We start from the raw sequence: 18,684 nt of genomic DNA, 5'->3' as shown, positions 1-18,684 counted from the left end.
TGAAACCGCTTGCACAGCCTCTCGGGACCTTAGTCCCAAGTATCGTGAGAGATCTTCGCATGGGTCGCAGATAAGTGTGGATAAACGCATCGTTGCGCAAGAATCGTGCGCCGTAAGTTACTCCTGTGTAACGTTTACCGCCACGTTTTGCACCTGGACTCAGACAAACCTAGGGTTTTGGTAACTACGCACCGCTATGGCCACAAACCGTGCGCGATGCCAACCCTTTGCACAGGAGGAATTTTGAAGAGATCCCGTATGGGCCTGAGCGCCCTCGCGCTGATTTCGGTGAGCGCGCTCGCGCTCACCGGTTGCGCGACCTCGAACGACGAACCGGCCGCCTCGACCGGCGACTCGTCCGCGATCATCAGCACGAACGGCAGCGAGCCGCAGTTCCCGCTGATCCCGACCAACACCACGGAAACCGGTGGTGGCAAGATCCTCACCTCGATGTTCGCCGGTCTGGTCTCCTACAAGTCCGACGGTTCCACCGAGAACGAGGTCGCCAAGTCGATCGAGTCCGATGACGCCACCAACTGGACCGTCACGCTCAACGACGGCTGGACCTTCACCAACGGTGAAGCTGTCACGTCCTCCTCCTTCGTGGACGCCTGGAACTACGGCGCGCTCTTCAGCAACGGCCAGGCCGCAGCATACTTCTTCGACGACATCGCCGGCTTCAACGCCGAGGCGGACAGCGAACTGACCGGCCTCAAGGTCGTCGACGACACCACCTTCACCGTCGAGCTGGCTTCCCCCGAAGCCGACTGGCCGCTGCGCCTGGGCTACACGGCCTTCATGCCGCTGCCGAGCGCCGCGTACGACGACATGGCCGCCTTCGGTGAGAACCCGATCGGCAACGGCCCGTACATGCTGGCCGAAGAGGGCGCCTGGGTCCACGACGAGGGCATCAACCTGATCACCAACCCCGACTACAAGGGTGTTCGCACGCCCGTCAACGGTGGCCTGGACATCATCTTCTACGCCACCCAGGACGCCGCGTACGCGGACGTGCAGGGCGGCAACCTCGACGTGCTGGACGCCGTTCCGGACTCCGCCTTCGAGACCTACGCTGACGAGTTCGGTGACCGCTCGGTCAACCAGCCGGCCGCCATCTTCCAGGCGTTCAACATGCCGTACTACCTCGAGCACTGGAGCGGCGACGAGGGCAAGCTGCGTCGTGCAGCCATCTCGATGTCGATCGACCGCGCTCAGATCACGGACGTCATCTTCCAGGGCACCCGCACGCCGGCCACCGACTTCACCTCCCCGGTCATCGACGGCTACTCCGACGCCCTCAAGGGTGCCGACGTCCTCGAGTACAACCCCGATGAAGCCGTGAAGCTGTGGAAGGAAGCCGACGCGATCGCTCCCTACGGAGACACCACGTTCGACATCGCCTACAACTCCGACGGTGGCCACCAGGCCTGGGTCGACGCTGTGACCAACAGCATCAAGAACACCCTCGGCATCAACGCCGTCGGCAAGCCGTACCCGACCTTCGCCGCCGCGTTGGACGACCGCAAGACCGACAAGCTGACCGGTGCCACCCGCGCCGGATGGCAGGCCGACTACCCGTCGATGTACAACTTCCTCGCGCCGCTGTACCAGACCGGTGCCGGAAACAACTACGAGGGCTACAGCAGCACTGAGTTCGACACCCTGCTCAAGGAGGGTGCCGCTGCTGACAACGTCGCCGACGCCACCAAGAAGTACCAGGAAGCTCAGGAGGTTCTGCTCAAGGACCTTCCGACCGTCCCGCTGTGGTACTCCAACGTGGTCGGAGTCTGGGCTGACGGCGTCAACGACGTCACGTTCGGCTGGGACTCGGTTCCGCTGTACTACCAGATCACCAAGGGTTAATTCCTAGTTCACACCGCAGTGCAATGTCCGGGGCGTCAAGCCCCGGACATTGCACTGACTAGACTCATTCAGTGATTGCGACCCTCATGTATAGAAGATTTACGGAGCTCACCTGATGCTGTGGTACACAGGCAGGCGCATCCTCCAAATGATCCCCGTGTTCTTCGGGGCCACTTTTCTTATTTACTTCATGGTGTTCTCGCTCCCGGGCGATCCCATTGCCGCACTATTCGGTGATCGCCAGCCATCGGCGGCGGTCCTCGAGCAGCTTCGAGCGCAGTACAACCTCGACAAGCCGTTCATCGTGCAGTACCTGCTGTACATCGGGAACTTCTTCCAGGGTGACCTGGGCACGACCTATTCCGGTCGAGCAGTGTCCGACGTCATGGCACACGCCTTCCCCATCACTTTCCGCCTGGCCATGCTGGCGCTCGCGTTCGAGGCCTTCTTCGGCATCCTCGTCGGCCTCATCGCGGGCCTGCGCAAGGGCAAGCTGTTCGACGCCAGTGCCCTCGTCGTCAGCCTGCTCCTGATCAGCGTTCCGACCTTCGTGGTCGGCTTCGTGCTGCGGCTGGTGTTCGGCGTGCAGCTCGGCTGGTTCCGCACCACGGTCAGCGGAGAAGCCCCCTGGGGCGAGCTCGTGCTGCCGGCCATCGTGCTCGCATCCGTCTCGTTCGCCTACATCGTGCGCCTCACCCGGGCCAGCGTCGCCGACAATCTCAATGCCGATTTTGTTCGCACCGCAACGGCCAAGGGCCTGTCCCGCCGCCGGGTCGTCACCGTGCACGTGCTGCGCAACTCCCTCGTTCCCGTTGTGACCTTCCTGGGCGTGGACCTCGGTTCGCTCATGGTCGGTGCGATCGTGACCGAGGGAATCTTCAACATCAACGGAGTCGGCGGCACGGTCTTCAAGGCCATCAAGCTCGGTGAGAGCACGACCGTGGTGTCATTCATCGCGGTCATGGTTGTCATCTTCGTGGTGGCCAACCTGCTCGTCGACCTGCTGTACGCAGCTCTGGACCCAAGGATTCGTTATGCAAAATAAGCCTGGCCAGGCCCACTTCGTCGCGGCACTGGAAGACACCCCGGTAGCCGCAGTCGACCGTCTCGACGAGAACGAGAAGGCACGCAGCACCTGGGCGGATGCCTGGGAGTCGATGCGCCGCCGTCCCACCTTCTGGGTATCGGCCGTGCTGATCCTCCTCATCGTGGTCGTCGCGCTGTTCCCCACGATCTTCACCCAGGTCGACCCACGTGCCTGCGACCTGAGCAACAGCAACGGCGACCCGGCTGCCGGTCACCCGTTCGGGTTCAACCGCCAGGGCTGCGACGTGTACTCGCGCACTATCTGGGGAACCCAGGCCTCGGTCACGGTGGGACTGCTCGCAGCCAGCATCGTGACCCTCTTCGGCATCATCGTGGGAGCCCTCGCGGGCTACTACGGTGGCTGGCTCGACGCCGTCGTCTCGCGGATCGGCGACATCTTCTTCGCCATCCCCACCGTGCTCGGCGCCATCGTGCTGATGTCGGTTCTGCCGACCGCGACGCCCACAACTGTGGCCTTCGTGCTGTCGGTCTTCGCCTGGCCCCAGATCGCCCGCATCATGCGCGGTGCGGTGCTGTCGGCGTCGAACTCCGACTACGTGATGGCCTCCACGGCTCTCGGTGTGTCGAAGTTCCGCATCCTGCTGCGCCACGTCGTGCCGAACGCGATCGCCCCGGTCATCGTCATCGCCACGGTGTCGCTCGGTACGTTCATCGTCGCCGAGGCGACGCTGTCGTTCCTGGGTATCGGACTGCCGCCGAGCGTCATGTCGTGGGGTAACGACATCGGCACGGCGCAGACCTCCATTGTGACCAGCCCGCAGGTGCTCCTGTACCCGGCGGCCGCCCTGTCCATCACGGTGCTCGCGTTCCTGATGCTCGGCGACATTCTGCGCGATGCGCTTGACCCGACGGCGAGGGCGACTCGATGAGCCAGACACTTCTTGACACCACCCCCGAGAACGTCGGCAAGGACGAGCAGCCGCTGCTGCAGATCCGCGACCTCGAGGTCGCCTTCCAGACCCAGCGCGGCCTGGTTCCTGCCGTGCGCGGCGTGGACCTCACCCTGTACGCCGGCCAGACGCTGGCCATCGTGGGGGAGTCCGGTTCGGGCAAGACCACAACCGCACAGGCGATCATCGACCTGCTCCCCGGAGCCGGCAAGGTCACCGGCGGCCAGGTCCTGTTCGAGGGCCGCGACCTCACCAAACTGAGCGCCAAGGAGATCCAGGCCGTTCGCGGAAACCTGATCGGCTACGTGCCCCAGGACCCGATGTCCAACCTCAACCCGGTGTGGAACATCGGCTTCCAGGTGGAGGAGGCCATCAAGGCCAATGGCCTCGCCCAGGGCAAGGAAGCGCGCGCCCGCACCATCCAGGTGCTGCAGGAAGCCGGCCTCAGCGACGCCGCGGATCGTCTCAAGCAGTACCCGCACCAGTTCTCCGGCGGCATGCGCCAGCGGGTGCTGATCGGTATCGGGCTCTCGGCCCGCCCCAAGCTGCTCATCGCCGACGAGCCCACCTCGGCGCTCGACGTGACCGTGCAGCGTCAGATCCTCGACCACCTCGGCACCCTCACCCGCGACTACGGCACCAGCGTGCTGTTCATCACGCACGACCTCGGCCTCGCCGCGGAGCGGGCCGAACAGCTCGTCGTGATGTACAAGGGCAAGGTCGTCGAATCCGGCCCGTCCCAGGAGATCCTCGCCAACCCGCAGCACCCGTACACGCAGCGCCTGGTGTCCGCGGCGCCGAGCCTGGCGTCCCGCCGCATCCAGTCGGCCAAGCACGCCGGTGCCGACGACGCCGAGATCTTCGGCGGCGGCTCGCTCGACGACACCCTCGTCGCCCGGGCGGCCGAACGTGAGAACGCTGCCCCGGTCAAGGACCTGATCTCGGTCAAGGACATCTCCAAGGTGTACCGGATCCGCAAGAAGGGCCTGCGCACCGACGAGCTCCGCGCCGTCGACGGCGTGTCCTTCGGCATCCAGAAGGGCACCACCACGGCTCTCGTGGGCGAGTCCGGTTCGGGCAAGTCCACCGTGGCGAAGCTCATCCTGCAGCTGGAAAGCATCACCAGCGGCGCGATCGAGTTCGACGGCCAGGATGTCGCCGGCCTCAAGGGCAAGGAACTGCTCAAGTTCCGCCGCCGTGTGCAGCCTGTGTTCCAGGACCCGTACGGCTCCCTCGACCCGCAGTACAACGTGGGCAACACCATCGCCGAACCGCTGCTGGCGCACGGCGTGGGCACGAGCAAGGAACGCCAGGAGCGGGTCAAGGAGCTGCTCGAGCAGGTCTCCCTGCCGTGGGCATCCAGGTACCGCTACCCGAGTGAGCTGTCCGGTGGACAGCGCCAGCGCATCGCCATCGCTCGGGCACTCGCGCTCAAGCCCGATGTGCTCGTGCTCGACGAGGCCGTGTCGGCTCTCGACGTGCTCGTGCAGGGCCAGGTTCTGAACCTGCTCACCGAACTGCAGACCGAACTCGGCCTGACCTACCTGTTCATCACGCACGACCTCGCGGTGGTGCGTCTGGTGGCCGACAACGTGTGCGTCATGCAGAAGGGCCGCATCGTGGAGGCCGCGTCGACCGACGCCGTCTTCGACAGCCCGCAGCAGGCCTATACGCAGGAACTGCTCGCCGCCATCCCCGGCGGTAACTTCCAGTTCGGCCGCTAGGCCCGGTTGGTCAGCACTGCCCCTCGGCTCCGGCCGGGGGGCAGTCGTCGTGAAGGAGAGGACCGACCGTGAGCCGGAGAGTGCCGACGCCCCGCCAGGGGGTCGTCCTCCGCGCCCGGACGTCCGTCGGGGTGGGCCTGGCCCTTCTTGCCCTTGTCGCGGTGCTGCTGGCGGATGCGCTCCTGCGCGGCCGCTGGGACGTGGCCGTCCTGGCGCTGCCCGCCCTGGTGCTCGTCACCTGCCTGGCCGTGGAGGTCTTCCTCCGGCCGGGCATCCGGCTGCACGCCGGCGGCATCACGGTGGTCAACCCGCTTGTCACGTACGAGGTGCCCTGGGAGCTGGTCGCCGACGTGACGGCGCGATTCCTGGTGGCCGTGGAGACCGCGGACGGGCGGCGCATCCGGTGCTGGGGCGCGCCCACCGCCGCAGAGCCGCGGGGCCCAGCGGCGGTCGATCGGAGCGGCCGGCCCGCGGCGCGGCGCGGGAGCCGGCCACCCGGAGTCACGGTGGCCCACCGCGTGATCGAGGCGCACAGGGCGCAGTATGCCGACGCGGCGCGCCGGCCGGCGGATTCGTCGGTCACGGCCCGGCTCGACCGGAAACCGCACTGGATGACGCTGGGTCTCGCCGCGGCGATGGCCGTCGCCGCGCTCAGCCAGCTTCTCTTCACTGGTTAGTCCACGGGCAAACGGCGGATACCGTCCGTGTTCACGAAGATTTCATGCTCAATCCACCGAAACGCGGCAATTTCGTGCGAAAAGAACGTTTGCTGCGAATTCGCCCTGAACGCACGCCTAGGCTCTCCTCAACACCTGCGGAGCATCGGCGCTCTGGTCTGCACTGTGCTTCTCCTGGGGGGAGCTGAGGGGAACATTGTGATTCGCACCAGCCTTTTTTCCGTGTCCGGCGCATCCGTCGCTGCAACGCTCACATCGCATTCTCTGTGCGCACTCCGGCGGTCGGCCCGGCTGTAGCGGCAGGTACGGCCTGACATGGTCTTCTACACCCTGCGTCGTTTCGTCAATTACTTCATCCTCTCCGCCATCGCGACCTGCCTCGCGTACGTGATCGCCAGCCTCGCGCTCGACCCCGCGGCCAAGTACTACGGCCGTAACCCGCAGCCGAGCGCGCAGGTCGTCGAGAACATCCTGAACGGCCTGGGCGTGAACCCCGATGTGCCCGTTCTGGAGCGGCTGTGGCACTGGATCGTCACGCTGGTCACCCAGGGGTCCCTGGGGGAGACCGTCGGCGGCCGGTCCGTCGTCGCCGAGATCGTCACGCGCTCCGGGGTCAGCCTGCAGCTGCTCCTGCTCGGGTCCATCCTCGGCGCGATCCTCGGTGTGGTGCTCGGCGTGTGGGGTGCGGTCAAGCAGTACTCCCTGAGCGACCAGGCCGTGACCTACGGGTCCTACCTGGTGTTCGCCACCCCGACCTTCGTGATCGGCGTGTTGCTCATGATCGGGGCGACGATGCTCAACGGCGCCGTGGGCCAACAGCTCATCACGTTCACCGGTTCGTACTCGGCGGGGCTCACCGGGTCCTGGTGGGACCTGCTCGTGGACAGGGGTGTGCACCTGCTGCTGCCGACCATCGCCCTAGTGCTCACCGGTGCCGCCAGCTACTCCCGGTACCAGCGCAGCGTGATGCTGGATGTGCTGGCGTCCGACTACATCCGCACCGCGCGGTCGAAGGGCCGCTCGCGCAACTCGGCGCTGGTGCGCCACGGGGTGCGCGTGGCGCTCATCCCCATGTCGACGTTCTTCGCCTACAGCTTCGGCACCCTGGTCTCGGGCTCGATCATGCTCGAGATCGTCTTCTCCTTCCACGGCATGGGCGAGTTCACTCTCCAGGCCATCACCCAGAGCGACATCAACGCCGTCGCCGGATCCACCCTGTTCCTGGCGGTGCTCGTGCTGTTCTCCTCGACCCTGTCCGAAATTCTCTACGCAGCACTCGACCCCCGGGTGAGGAACTGAAATGTCGATTGCCGAAGGCGCCAGCGCCACCCTCGCCGCCGGACCCGAACCCGAACCGACCACCGTGTCCCTGGCCCCCAAGCCGCTCTCGCGGGGCCGGCTGATCTGGAACCGTCTGGCGCACACGCCCCGATTCTGGATCGGCGCGATCGCGATGACGGCCATCGTGCTCTGGGCTGTGCTCGGGCCGTTGCTCTACCCGGTCGACGCGTTCAGCCGTGACCCGCTCAACATGGGCATGGGACCCACCCAGCTGCACTGGTTCGGCACCAACAACATCGGCCAGGACATCTACGCCCAGACCCTCATCGGCCTCCAGAAATCCTTGGTCATCGGCCTCATCGCCGGGCCGCTCGGCACTCTCATCGCCGCCGTGGTCGGATCGGTGGCCGGCTACGTGGGCGGCATCGTCGACGGCGTACTGGTCTGGCTGATCAACCTGCTCCTCGTGCTGCCGTCGTTCATCCTGCTGGTCATCCTGAGCCCCCTGTTCAAGGACCTCTCCTGGGTGTTCCTCACGGTGTTCCTCGCCGGATTCAGCTGGATGATCATGGCCCAGGTGGTGCGGTCCCAGACCCGGTCGCTGCGTGGCCGCGACTTCGTGAAGGCGGCCCGGTTCATGGGCGTGCCGATGCGCACCATCCTGGCCCGCCACATCATCCCGAACGTGGCGTCGCTGCTGATCATCGACGCGACCCTGGGCGTGGTGGCGATGATCATGGCCGAGACCAGCCTGAGCTACTTCGGCTTCGGCATCCGCGCCCCCGATGTGTCACTGGGCACGCTCCTGTCGGAGGGCACCGGTGCGGCCGTCACCCGGCCGTGGCTGTTCGTCTTCCCTGCCGGGGTGCTCATCGTCACCCTCTTCGCCGTCAGCCTGATCGGCGACGCGCTGCGCGACGCCGTCGACCCCACCTCGGGAGTGAACCGTGACTGAACCCGTGACCCCGTCCGTGTCGGCCACTGCTCCCGTGCCCGCCGCCGACCGCGCCGGGCCCGCCCGGCGCGGCAGTCCGCTGCTGCAGGTCCGGAACCTCTCGGTCACCTTCCCGCAGCGGAGCGGCCCGCCGGTGAATGCCGTGCGCGGGATCAGCTACGACGTGCACGCGGGCGAATTCCTCGGCATCGTGGGGGAGTCCGGTTCGGGCAAGTCGGTATCGTCCCTGGCGCTGATGGGACTGCTGCCCAGTTCGGCGGTGATTTCCGGAACCATCGACTTCGACGGCCACCGGCTGCTGGAGATGAACGACCGCCAGCTCTCCGGGCTCCGCGGTCGCGACATCTCGATGATCTTCCAGGACCCGCTCTCGGCGCTCACCCCCGTCTACACGGTGGGGGACCAGATCGCCGAGGCCCTGCTGCTCCACGACTCGGCGCTGAGCAAGCAGGCTGCCAGGGCCCGCGCCGTCGAGCTGCTCACCGTGGTCGGCATTCCCGCGCCTGAGCGCCGGGCCAAGGCGTTCCCGCACGAATTCTCCGGCGGGATGCGCCAGCGCGCCATGATCGCCATGTCGATCGCGAACGACCCCAAGCTCATCGTGGCCGACGAGCCGACCACCGCCCTTGACGTGACCATCCAGGCCCAGATCCTCGAGGTGCTCGAGAAGGCCAAGGAGCTCACCGGGGCCGCCGTGGTGCTGATCACCCACGACCTGGGCGTCGTCGCCGGCCATGCCGACCGTATCGCCGTGATGTATGCCGGCAAGCTGGTGGAGAACGGCAGCACGGCCGATGTGTTCTCTGAGCCGCACATGCCCTACTCGATCGGACTGCTGCGCTCCGTTCCCAATATGCAGACCGCCGGCACTCAGCGGCTCGTCCCCCTCGAGGGGCGACCGCCGTCGCTCACCGCGCTGCCGCCCGGATGCCCGTTCGCCGCCCGCTGCCCCATCGCACTCGACGTCTGCCGCGAGGTGGAACCGTTGCTCGCCGCGCACGGCGCGTTCGTCAGCGGCACCACAGTGCCCGTGGCGGTGCCGCCCGGCACGGACCCGGAAGGAGTGCTGCCGAACGGCGGCGCTCACGTGGCCGCCTGTCACCGTGCTGACGAGATCGCCTCAGGGCGGCTCACCCGCGCCGACGTCTTCCCCCGCCCCGAACCACTGGACGTTCAGCACGCCGTGCGGCCGGACGCGCAGGCTCCTGTGCTCGAGGTCACCGGCCTCAAACGGCACTTCCCGCTCACCAACGGCGGTCTGTTCTCCCGGCGCATCGGCACGGTGCGGGCCGTCGACGGCGTCTCGTTCTCGATCCAGCCCGGCCAGACCCTCGGCCTGGTCGGCGAGTCGGGGTGCGGCAAGTCCACCACCATCCTCGAGATCCTCGAGATGGCCAAGCCGCAGGCCGGGCGCATCCTGATCGACGGCACCGACATCGGCACGGCGAGCCGGGCCGATCGCCTGCGACTGCGCAAGGACGTGCAGATCGTCTTCCAGGACCCGATGGCCGCGATCGACCCCCGGCTGCCGATCGGCGAGGTGATCGCTGAACCGCTCACCGTGCACGGGGTCGGCCGGGCCGACCGCCGCGCCCGGGTGCAGGAACTCCTCGACCTCGTCGGGCTGGATCCGCAGATGGCCGACCGCTACCCGCACGAGTTCTCCGGCGGCCAGCGGCAGCGCATCGGCATAGCCCGCGCCCTGGCCACCAACCCGCGGCTCGTGGTGCTCGACGAACCGGTGTCGGCCCTGGACGTGTCGATCCAGGCCGGCGTGATCAACCTCCTCGAAGACCTCAAGGAACGGTTGGGCCTCTCCTACCTGTTCGTGGCGCACGACCTGGCCATCGTGCGGCAGATCGCCGACACCGTGGCCGTGATGTACCTCGGCCGCATCGTGGAGTACGGTCCCGTCGCCGAGGTGTTCGCGCACCCGCGGCATCCGTATACCCAGGCGCTCATCTCGGCGGCGCCGATCCCCGACCCGGAGATCGAACGCAGCCGCACCCGGGTGCTCCTCGAGGGCGACCTGCCCAGCCCCACGGAGGAGATCACCGGCTGCAACTTCCGCACCCGGTGCCCGCTCTACCGGGTGCTCGATCCGGCCGCTCAGTTGCGCTGCGCCACCGATGACCCGCCGCTGGTCGCCCACCATGGCGTCGAGACGGCCTGCCACCACGTCGACCGCAACACGATCGTCGACTCGGCCTTGGCCGTCGCCCCCTGAACTTTTCCGACCGTCCCACCCGCACGAACACACAGCAAGCACAGCCCGTCACCAAGATAAGAAGGAGAATCGCTATGCGTCGTAGAAACACCGCATTGGCGGCAGTCGCCGTTCTGAGTGCGTCTGCCCTACTGCTCACCGCCTGCGCACCAGGCAACACCGCCACGGACACCTCCAGTTCCGGCCCCGCCGAGGAACTGCCCAGCACGGCCTGGACCGTTGCCGACGCCGCGGACGTGTCCGACGGCGGCACCCTCAACCTGGCCATCAACGCCATGCCGGTGAACTGGAATACCTACGAAGTCGACGGCAATGAGGTCGACAGTCTGAACACCATCCTGCCGACCACCGGTGGGCCGTTCCGAATCGCCGAGGACGGTACTCCCGAGCTCAACCCCGACTACGCGGTCTCGGCAGAGGTCATCAGCGACGACCCCCAGGTCGTGGAGATCAAGCTGAATCCCGACGCAGTGTGGGAGGACGGCACCCCCATCACCTACAAGGACTGGGTCGCCACCTGGCAGGCGATGAACGGGAGCAACGAGGAATATCTCCCGGCGTCCACGGCTGTCTTCGAGGACATCACAGCCATCGAACGCACCGACACCGACTTCGACTTCACGGTGACCTTCGACAAGATCACCGCCGACTGGCAGTCCATCTTCGTCGGTGAGCCCGGCGTGCTCCCCGCAGCCGTGGCCGCAACCCCGGCAGCGTTCAATGAGGGCTACACCAGTGCGCCGCTGCCGTCGTCCGGCCCGTTCATGATCTCCAACATCGACACCTCAGGCCAGGTCGTCACGCTGGTGCGCAACCCCGTCTGGTGGGGCGAGACGCCCAAGCTCGACACCATCATCGTGAAGGTCATCGACGGCGGCACTCAGGCCACGGCCTTCGGCAACTCTGAGACCGATGTTCTCTACATCTCGTCCAACGCCGATGCCTACCAGACCGCCAAGAAGCGCACGGATGCCGAGATCCAGGCATCCGGCGGTCTCACCTGGACGCACGTCACCATGAACGGCTCCAAGGGCCCGCTCGCCGACGTCAAGGTGCGCCAGGCCATCGGGCACGCGGTGAATCGGGAACTGATCTCCGAATCGGCTAACACCCCAGTGGGCGTTCCCGCCACCACGCAGGGCAGCTACATCTTCATGCCCGGCCAGAAGGGTTACGAGGACAACGTGGGTGCCGCCATCGGCTTCGACGTGGACGCCGCCGGCAAGCTCTTCGACGAGGCCGGCTACAAGCTCAACGACAAGGGCCTGCGCGAGAAGGACGGCAAGGCACTGACCCTGTCGATCACCGTTCCCGCCGAGACCCCGACGAACAAGCAGCGCGCCGTGCAGGTGCAGGCCGACCTCAAGGATGTGGGCGTGACCGTCGAACTCGACGAGGTTCCCGCCGCCAAGTACTTCTCGGACTACATCATCCCGGGGGACTACGAGATGACGAGCTTCTCCTGGCAGGGCACCGCGTTCCCGATCTCGTCGACCGAAGCGCTGTTCTCCCCGGTCGACTCCGAGTCGAACTTCACCGGCATCACCGACGACTCGCTGGCCGACCTGTTCGACCAGGCCAACGCCGAACTCGACCCCGATGCCCGGCTGAAGATCGCCGACAAGATCGACAAGGTGCTCGCCGCCTACGTGCCGATCGTGCCGCTCGCACCGCTGCCGAACGTCTACGCCGTCAAGGCCGGACTGGTCAACTACGGTGCCAAGCAGTTCCAGTCGGTCGACTGGACCGTGGTGGGCTGGGCCGAGTAAGCAACAGGAGCGGCAGCCGGCGCCAGCCGGCATGTGCCTGAGGATGGGGCGTGGCCGAGGCCGCGCCCCATCCGTCATTGGCCGAGTCTGTCGAGACCCGGCGGCCCGGTCTGCGTCAATTCGCCGGCGGTTCAACAGCCCGGCACGCACTGTATAGAGGAGTGATCGGCCCCCGCCCGACGGGAACAGGGCCGAGTACGGTAGCATAGACCCTTGGGTCCATAGTGACCCCACTCATCCACTCTGCGCCGCATGCGATTTTCCGCGGCATCCATTCTTCGTAAGGATCTATTTTTATGGCGATTGCTACCCGCAATAACCTCCGGAATGTTGCAATCGTTGCCCACGTTGACCACGGCAAGACGACCCTGGTCGACGCGATGTTGCAGCAGACGAACTCCTTCGCCGAGCACTCGCACACCGAAGAGCGCGCGATGGACTCCAACGAGCTCGAGCGTGAAAAGGGCATCACGATCCTCGCCAAGAACACGGCGATCTCGTACAAGGGCATCCACGCCACCGACGGCCCCATCACCATCAACGTGATCGACACCCCCGGCCACGCCGACTTCGGTGGCGAGGTCGAGCGCGGCCTGTCCATGGTCGACGGTGTCGTGCTCCTCGTCGACGCGTCCGAGGGCCCGCTGCCGCAGACCCGCTTCGTGCTGCGCAAGGCGCTCGAGGCGCACCTGCCGGTGATCCTCCTGGTCAACAAGACCGACCGCCCCGACGCGCGTATCGATGAGGTCGTCGAAGAGAGCCAGGACCTGCTCCTCGGCCTCGCCTCCGACATGGCCGACGACGTGCCCGACCTCGACCTCGACCTGGTCCTGAACGTGCCGGTCGTCTACGCCTCCGGCCGCGCCGGCGCTGCCAGCCTGAACAAGCCCGACAACGGCGCGCTGCCCGACAACGACGACCTCGAGCCGCTGTTCGAAGCGATCCTCCAGCACATCCCCGCTCCCGTCTACGACGACGAGCACCCGCTGCAGGCCTGGGTCACCAACCTCGACTCCTCGCCGTTCCTCGGCCGCCTCGCACTGCTGCGCATCTTCCAGGGCACCATCAAGAAGGGCCAGACCGTGGCCTGGGTCAAGCACGACGGCACCGTCTCCAACGTGCGCGTGACCGAGCTCATGATCACCAAGGCCCTCGACCGCTACCCGGCCGAGAGCGCCGGCCCCGGTGACATCGTCGCCGTCGCCGGATTCCCCGACATCACCATCGGTGAGACCCTCGCCGACCCCGACGACGTGCGCCCGCTGCCGACCATCACGGTCGACGACCCGGCCATCTCGATGACCATCGGCACCAACACCTCGCCGCTCATCGGCAAGGTCAAGGGCCACAAGCTCACCGCCCGCATGGTCAAGGACCGTCTCGACAAGGAGCTCGTCGGTAACGTCTCGCTCCGCGTCCTCGACATCGGCCGTCCGGACGCCTGGGAAGTCCAGGGCCGTGGCGAGCTCGCTCTCGCCATCCTGGTCGAGCAGATGCGTCGTGAGGGCTTCGAGCTCACCGTCGGCAAGCCGCAGGTGGTTGTCAAGCGTGTCGACGGCAAGATCCACGAGCCGTACGAGCACCTCACCATCGACTCGCCCGAAGAGTACCTCGGTGCGATCACGCAGCTCCTCGCCGCCCGCAAGGGTCGCATGGAGAACATGGCGAACCACGGCACCGGCTGGGTCCGCATGGAATTCATCGTTCCGTCGCGCGGCCTGATCGGCTTCCGCACCGAGTTCCTCACGGACACCCGCGGTACCGGTATCGCCAACGCGATCTTCCACGGCTACGAAGCCTGGGCCGGCACCATCAACACCCGCACCAACGGCTCCATCGTGGCCGACCGCGCCGGTGTTGTCACGCCGTTCGCGATCATCGCCCTGCAGGAGCGCATGCAGTTCTTCGTGAACCCGACCGAAGAGGTCTACGAGGGCATGGTCATCGGCGAGAACTCGCGCGGCGACGACATGGACGTGAACATCACCAAGGAGAAGAAGCTGACCAACATGCGTCAGTCCACCTCCGACACGTTCGAGTCGATGACGCCGTCCAAGCAGCTCACCCTTGAGCAGTGCCTGGAATTCGCCCGCGAAGACGAGTGCGTCGAGGTCACCCCCGCCGTCGTTCGTATCCGCAAGGTCGAGCTCGCCGCATCCGCTCGTCAGCGCAACGTGTCGCGCCTGAAGAAGCAGGACGCGAACTAGTCCACAGCATCATCTGACCGCAGGCATCCTGTTCCGGCTATCCGGCGCGGGGTGCCTGCGGTTTTTTCATGAGCCGTACCGGCCCATCAGGGGCACCGACGAACACGAGGACACGAATGAGCACTGGAACCACGACCATGACCAGGCCGCTGCGGATGGCGCTGGCCTTGGCTGCGCTGCTGGCCGTCGGCCCGGCGCTGGCGGGCTGCTCCGACGCGTAGGTGCAGGATGCCGTGAACGGGGCCGTGCAGGGTGCCACCGACGGTGACGTGAGCCTGGGCGGTGCGCTGCCGGACGGCTGGCCGGAGGAGATCCCCGTGATCGATGGCGAGATCAAGTTCGGTGCGGGGAACACCACCAACGGCGACCAGGGCTGGGTCGTCACCATCGCCTCCAGCGCGAGCGACCCGCTGGCCGACGCGAAGCAGATGCTCGTGGACGCCGGGTTCGAGGCTGACACCAGCACCTCGGCGAACGTGGGCGACGTCGGTGTGGAGTCGCTGAAGAACGCCTCGTTCCGGGTGACCATCGCCGGCACCCCCGACGGCGTGCTCTACACGGTGGCGCCCGCCTGACTCCCGGTCAGGCGAAGAGGGGCGCTCCCACGTAGCTGCCCGTGGCGGCGCCGGGCGGCACTGCGAAGAGCGCCGAGCCGACGTGCTTGAGGTACTCGTTCATGGCGTCGTGCCTGGCCAGGTTGAGCTGCACGGTCGAGAAGCTCTGTGGCGTGCGCTGGAAGCTGATGAAGAACAGGCCCGCGTCCAACCGGCCGAGCGAGTCGTTGCCGTCGACGAAGTTGTACCCGCGGCGGAGGATCCGGATCCCGTCGTTCTGGGTGGGGTGCGCCAGCCGCACATGTGAGGCCTCGTCGATCAGCGGCAGGTCTCCCCGGCCCGCGATCTCGAAGTCGGGCTCGGTGAACTCGGTCCCTCCCGACAGCGGGGCGCCTTCGCCTTTGGTGCGGCCGATCACCTTCTCCTGCTCGCGCAGGCTGCTGCGGTCCCACGTTTCGATGGTCATGCGGATGCGCCGCGCCACCAGGTAGGAGCCGCCGGCCAGCCAGGCGGGTCCGTCCGTCGAGCCCACCCAGAGGTGCTCCGTGGCCGCGGCGGGTTCTTCGGCCTTGATGTTGGCGGTGCCGTCCTTGAAGCCGAAGAGGTTGCGCGGGGTGGCCTGGCTGGTGCTTGTGGACGAGGTGCGCCCGAAACCGAGCTGGGACCACCGCAGCGCGGCCCGGCCGAAGGCGATGCGGGAGAGGTTGCGGATGGCGTGCACCGCGATCTGCGGATCGTTGGCGCAGGCCTGGATGCACAGGTCGCCGCCGCTCCGGGCGTCGTCGAGCATGTCGCCCGGGAAGTGCGGGAGATCCACCAGGTCGGCAGGCTGCCGGGCGGCCAGCCCGAACCGGTCGACGCCGGCCGCGGTGCGGAACAGGCTGGGGCCGAACCCGAAGGTGATCGTGAGGCCCGCCGCGGGGAGACCGACGGCCTCGCCGGTGTCCTCTGGCGGGGCGTCGTACGGGCCGCTGACCGCGCCGTAGTCGCCGATGTCCAGGCCGGCGGTCATCGCCGCCGCCGCGACGCTCCAGTCCTGCAGCAGTTCGACCAGGTCCGCCCGGCTGGTGCCGTCGGTCACGTCGAACGCGGCGAAGTGCAGCCGGTCCTGCGCCGGGGTGAGGATGCCGGCCTGGTGCTTCCCGTAGAACGGGTACACGGCCGTCGCCGCCGTCTCGGCGGCGGAGGCCATGGCCGCGGTCACCGCCCGGTCGCCGGCGAAGCCCAGGCCGAGTCCGGCGACGCCAGCCCCCGCGAGGCCGAGCAGGCCGCGCCGGGACAGCCCGCGGGGTGCCGGCGCATCCGGTGTCTGCGCATCCGGTGTCAGCTGAGGGGAGTCGGTCATCTGCTGGTCTTCGTTAGAGGACGAGCGTAGCGGTGAGCTGGTTGAGCGGCTCGCCCAGGGCGTTCACCTGGTCGGCGAAAGCCTTGATCTCGGCAGGGCTCAGGTCGGTGTACAGAGTGAAGCCGTCGCCGACGCGCTGGGCGTCGAGGAGCTTCTGCAGTGAAGCGAACTCGGTGTCCAGCTTGGTGGCCAGGTCGGGGTCTTCCTCGACCAGGATGTCCCGCACGCCGTCGTAGAGCACCTTGGCGCCGTCGATGTTGGCCTGGAAGTCCCAGAGGTCGGTGTGCGACCAGAACTCCTCCTCCCCGGTGACCTTGCCGGTTGCGACCTCGTCGAGCAGCCCGATGGCGCCGTTGGTCTGCTGCGACAGCGTGAAGCTGAGGTCCTGCACCTTCTCGTTCAGTGTGGTGGTGTCGGCCACGAGCAGGTCGGCCAGATTCCGGCGCTGTTCGGGCGTGTAGGCGGCGAAGCCGGCCTCGGCCTCGGCAGGCCAGAGGTCCTTCTCGATGGCGTGCCAGCCGGTCCAGTCCTGGCCCTCTTCGAGGTCCGCTTCGCGGAGGTCGAGCTGCGGGTCCAGGTCGCCGAACGATTCGGCCACGGTCTCCACGCGCTCCCAGTGCGCCCGGGTGGCCGCGTACAGGGCACGCGCCGTGTCGTCGTCGTTGGCGACGTAGGCGTCGGCGAAAGCCTGGGTGCCGGTGAGGAGCTGGGCGACCTGGTCGCGCACGTAGGCCGCGTAGTTGGTGTTGGCGACCTCGACCTGGGCGTCCAGGTCGGCGTCCACCACCACATCGTCGCCGGAATCGGTGACGGTGAACGTGGTCTTGTCGATGCCGTCGCCGGTCATGCCGGGCTTGCAGCTGGTGATGTAGCTGCCGGCGGCGAGCTGCACCACGAGGTCGCGGCTGAGGCCCGGGCCGATGTTCTCGGCCTCTCCCACGATGCGCAGGCCGTCTTCGGCGAGCAGGTAGAACTCGGTGACCTGGTCGCCCGAGTTGGTGACCTTGAAGCTGACGTTGCCCGCGGGCGCTTCGGCGGCCGACACCGTGCAGGCATCCGCGCTGCTGTCGACGGTGAGGGCCTGGCCGGAGCCACCGGTGGAACCGGCGTTGGCCACGCAGCCGGTGAGGGCGAGCAGGGCGCCGGCGGAGGCGGCGACGAGGGGGAGGAAGCGGGCGCGCATGGGTGTCCTTAGGAGGGAGGGCAGGGGAGGGGTCAGTGGGCGGCGACCGCGGAGGCGGTCTGCCGGGGGGCCGCGGCGCGGGCCGGGGTCGTGGTGCGGCTCTTCACGATGAAGAGCGTGAGCGTGGGCACCAGGTAGGCGAGCCACGCGGCCAGTTCGAGCCAGGTGGTGGCCGGCGAGAAATTGAGGGTGCCCTTGAGCAGGGTGCCGTACCAGCTGTCCGGCGGGATCACGGCCGAGACGTTGAACGCGAGGGCGTTCAGTCCGGGCAGGATGCCGGCTTCCTGCAGGTCGTGCACGCCGTAGGAGAGCACCCCGGCGGCGACCACGATGAGAATGGCGCCGGTCCAGGTGAAGAACCGGCTCAGGTTGATCTTGAGCATGCCCGCGTAGATGAGCCAGCCCAGGCCGACGGCCGTGAGGATGCCCAGGCTCGCGCCGATCAGCGGCAGGGTCGTCTCGCCGGTGGCCTGCACGGCCGCCCAGATGAACAGGGCGGTCTCGATGCCCTCGCGGCCGACGGCGAGGAAGGCGACGAGCACCAGGCCCATGCCGGTGCCGACCAGGTGCTTGTCGATGCTGCCGTGCAGGTGGCCCTTGAGGTCGCGGGCGGTGCGCAGCATCCAGAACACCATCCAGGTGACCAGGCCGGTGGCGATGATGGAGAGCAGTCCGCCGATGGTCTCCTGGGCGGCGAAGCTCAGCCCGTAGGTGCCGAAGGTGAGGATGGCGCCCAGCAGGAGCGCCAGCAGGACGGCCAGGCCGACACCGGTCCAGAGACGGGGCAGCACGTCGCGGCGGCCGATCTTGACCACATAGGCGATCAGGATCGTCACGATCAGCGCGGCTTCGAGGCCTTCACGCAGGCCGATCAGGTAGTTTGCGAGCACGGTGCTTCCCGG

14 protein-coding genes are annotated in these 18,684 nt (G+C 67.2%); 11 read left to right on the top strand and 3 right to left on the bottom strand.

Annotated elements, in window-relative coordinates; translation table 11 throughout:
• Nucleotides 1-243: 243 nt before the first annotated feature.
• The 11 genes from DOE79_RS05670 (at nt 244) to DOE79_RS05620 (ending at nt 15,275) form a co-directional block, all read left to right on the top strand.
• Nucleotides 244-1,863, top strand: a complete 1,620-nt coding sequence (locus tag DOE79_RS05670; RefSeq protein WP_120337650.1) for a peptide ABC transporter substrate-binding protein — start codon at nt 244-246, stop codon at nt 1,861-1,863.
• A gap of 115 nt (nt 1,864-1,978) precedes the next feature.
• Complete coding sequence (locus tag DOE79_RS05665; protein WP_120337649.1) at nt 1,979-2,908, top strand: ABC transporter permease; 930 nt, start codon at nt 1,979-1,981, stop codon at nt 2,906-2,908.
• Complete coding sequence (locus tag DOE79_RS05660; protein WP_120337648.1) at nt 2,898-3,839, top strand: ABC transporter permease; 942 nt, start codon at nt 2,898-2,900, stop codon at nt 3,837-3,839. Before DOE79_RS05665 ends, DOE79_RS05660 begins: the two co-directional genes overlap by 11 nt.
• Nucleotides 3,836-5,584: an ABC transporter ATP-binding protein gene (locus DOE79_RS05655; RefSeq protein WP_120337647.1), complete on the top strand. Its 1,749-nt coding sequence runs from the start codon at nt 3,836-3,838 to the stop codon at nt 5,582-5,584. The genes DOE79_RS05660 and DOE79_RS05655 overlap by 4 nt, the downstream gene beginning before the upstream one ends.
• Before the next feature lie 68 nt (nt 5,585-5,652).
• Nucleotides 5,653-6,261, top strand: coding sequence for a PH domain-containing protein (locus DOE79_RS05650; RefSeq protein WP_120337646.1), 609 nt, complete (start codon nt 5,653-5,655; stop codon nt 6,259-6,261).
• Nucleotides 6,262-6,576: 315 nt separating this feature from the next.
• The gene (locus tag DOE79_RS05645; RefSeq protein WP_120337645.1) at nt 6,577-7,560 is read left to right on the top strand and encodes an ABC transporter permease; all 984 of its coding nucleotides are present in this window, start codon (nt 6,577-6,579) and stop codon (nt 7,558-7,560) included.
• Between the two features lies 1 nt (nt 7,561).
• Entirely contained in the window at nt 7,562-8,497 is a 936-nt protein-coding gene (locus DOE79_RS05640) for an ABC transporter permease (protein ID WP_120337644.1), read from the top strand.
• 79 nt (nt 8,498-8,576) lie between these two features.
• Nucleotides 8,577-10,724 (top strand): ABC transporter ATP-binding protein, encoded by a 2,148-nt coding sequence (locus DOE79_RS05635; RefSeq protein ID WP_425455714.1) that lies wholly within the window; start codon nt 8,577-8,579, stop codon nt 10,722-10,724.
• Between the two features lie 74 nt (nt 10,725-10,798).
• A complete protein-coding gene (locus DOE79_RS05630) occupies nt 10,799-12,493 on the top strand; it encodes an ABC transporter family substrate-binding protein (RefSeq protein WP_120337643.1) in 1,695 nt (564 codons plus the stop codon).
• Between the two features lie 296 nt (nt 12,494-12,789).
• Nucleotides 12,790-14,700 (top strand): translational GTPase TypA, encoded by a 1,911-nt coding sequence (gene typA, locus DOE79_RS05625; protein WP_120337642.1) that lies wholly within the window; start codon nt 12,790-12,792, stop codon nt 14,698-14,700.
• Nucleotides 14,701-14,933: 233 nt separating this feature from the next.
• The gene (locus DOE79_RS05620; RefSeq protein ID WP_120337641.1) at nt 14,934-15,275 is read left to right on the top strand and encodes a hypothetical protein; all 342 of its coding nucleotides are present in this window, start codon (nt 14,934-14,936) and stop codon (nt 15,273-15,275) included.
• A gap of 7 nt (nt 15,276-15,282) precedes the next feature.
• Here DOE79_RS05620 and efeB read toward each other — a convergent pair whose 3' ends face one another.
• Genes efeB through efeU form a run of 3 tightly spaced genes read right to left on the bottom strand, consistent with a single transcriptional unit; the run spans nt 15,283 to nt 18,672 of the window.
• Nucleotides 15,283-16,599, bottom strand: a complete 1,317-nt coding sequence (gene efeB, locus DOE79_RS05615; protein ID WP_120337640.1) for an iron uptake transporter deferrochelatase/peroxidase subunit — start codon at nt 16,597-16,599, stop codon at nt 15,283-15,285.
• Between the two features lie 13 nt (nt 16,600-16,612).
• Nucleotides 16,613-17,782: an iron uptake system protein EfeO gene (gene efeO / locus DOE79_RS05610; protein WP_120337639.1), complete on the bottom strand. Its 1,170-nt coding sequence runs from the start codon at nt 17,780-17,782 to the stop codon at nt 16,613-16,615.
• A gap of 32 nt (nt 17,783-17,814) precedes the next feature.
• Nucleotides 17,815-18,672: an iron uptake transporter permease EfeU gene (gene efeU / locus DOE79_RS05605; RefSeq protein ID WP_120337638.1), complete on the bottom strand. Its 858-nt coding sequence runs from the start codon at nt 18,670-18,672 to the stop codon at nt 17,815-17,817.
• Nucleotides 18,673-18,684: the final 12 nt, after the last annotated feature.

Source organism: Cryobacterium soli (assembly GCF_003611035.1).
GTDB lineage: Bacteria > Actinomycetota > Actinomycetes > Actinomycetales > Microbacteriaceae > Cryobacterium > Cryobacterium soli.
The sequence above is the reverse complement of the archived record's forward strand: the minus strand, read 5'-3'. Positions and strand labels throughout refer to the sequence as shown.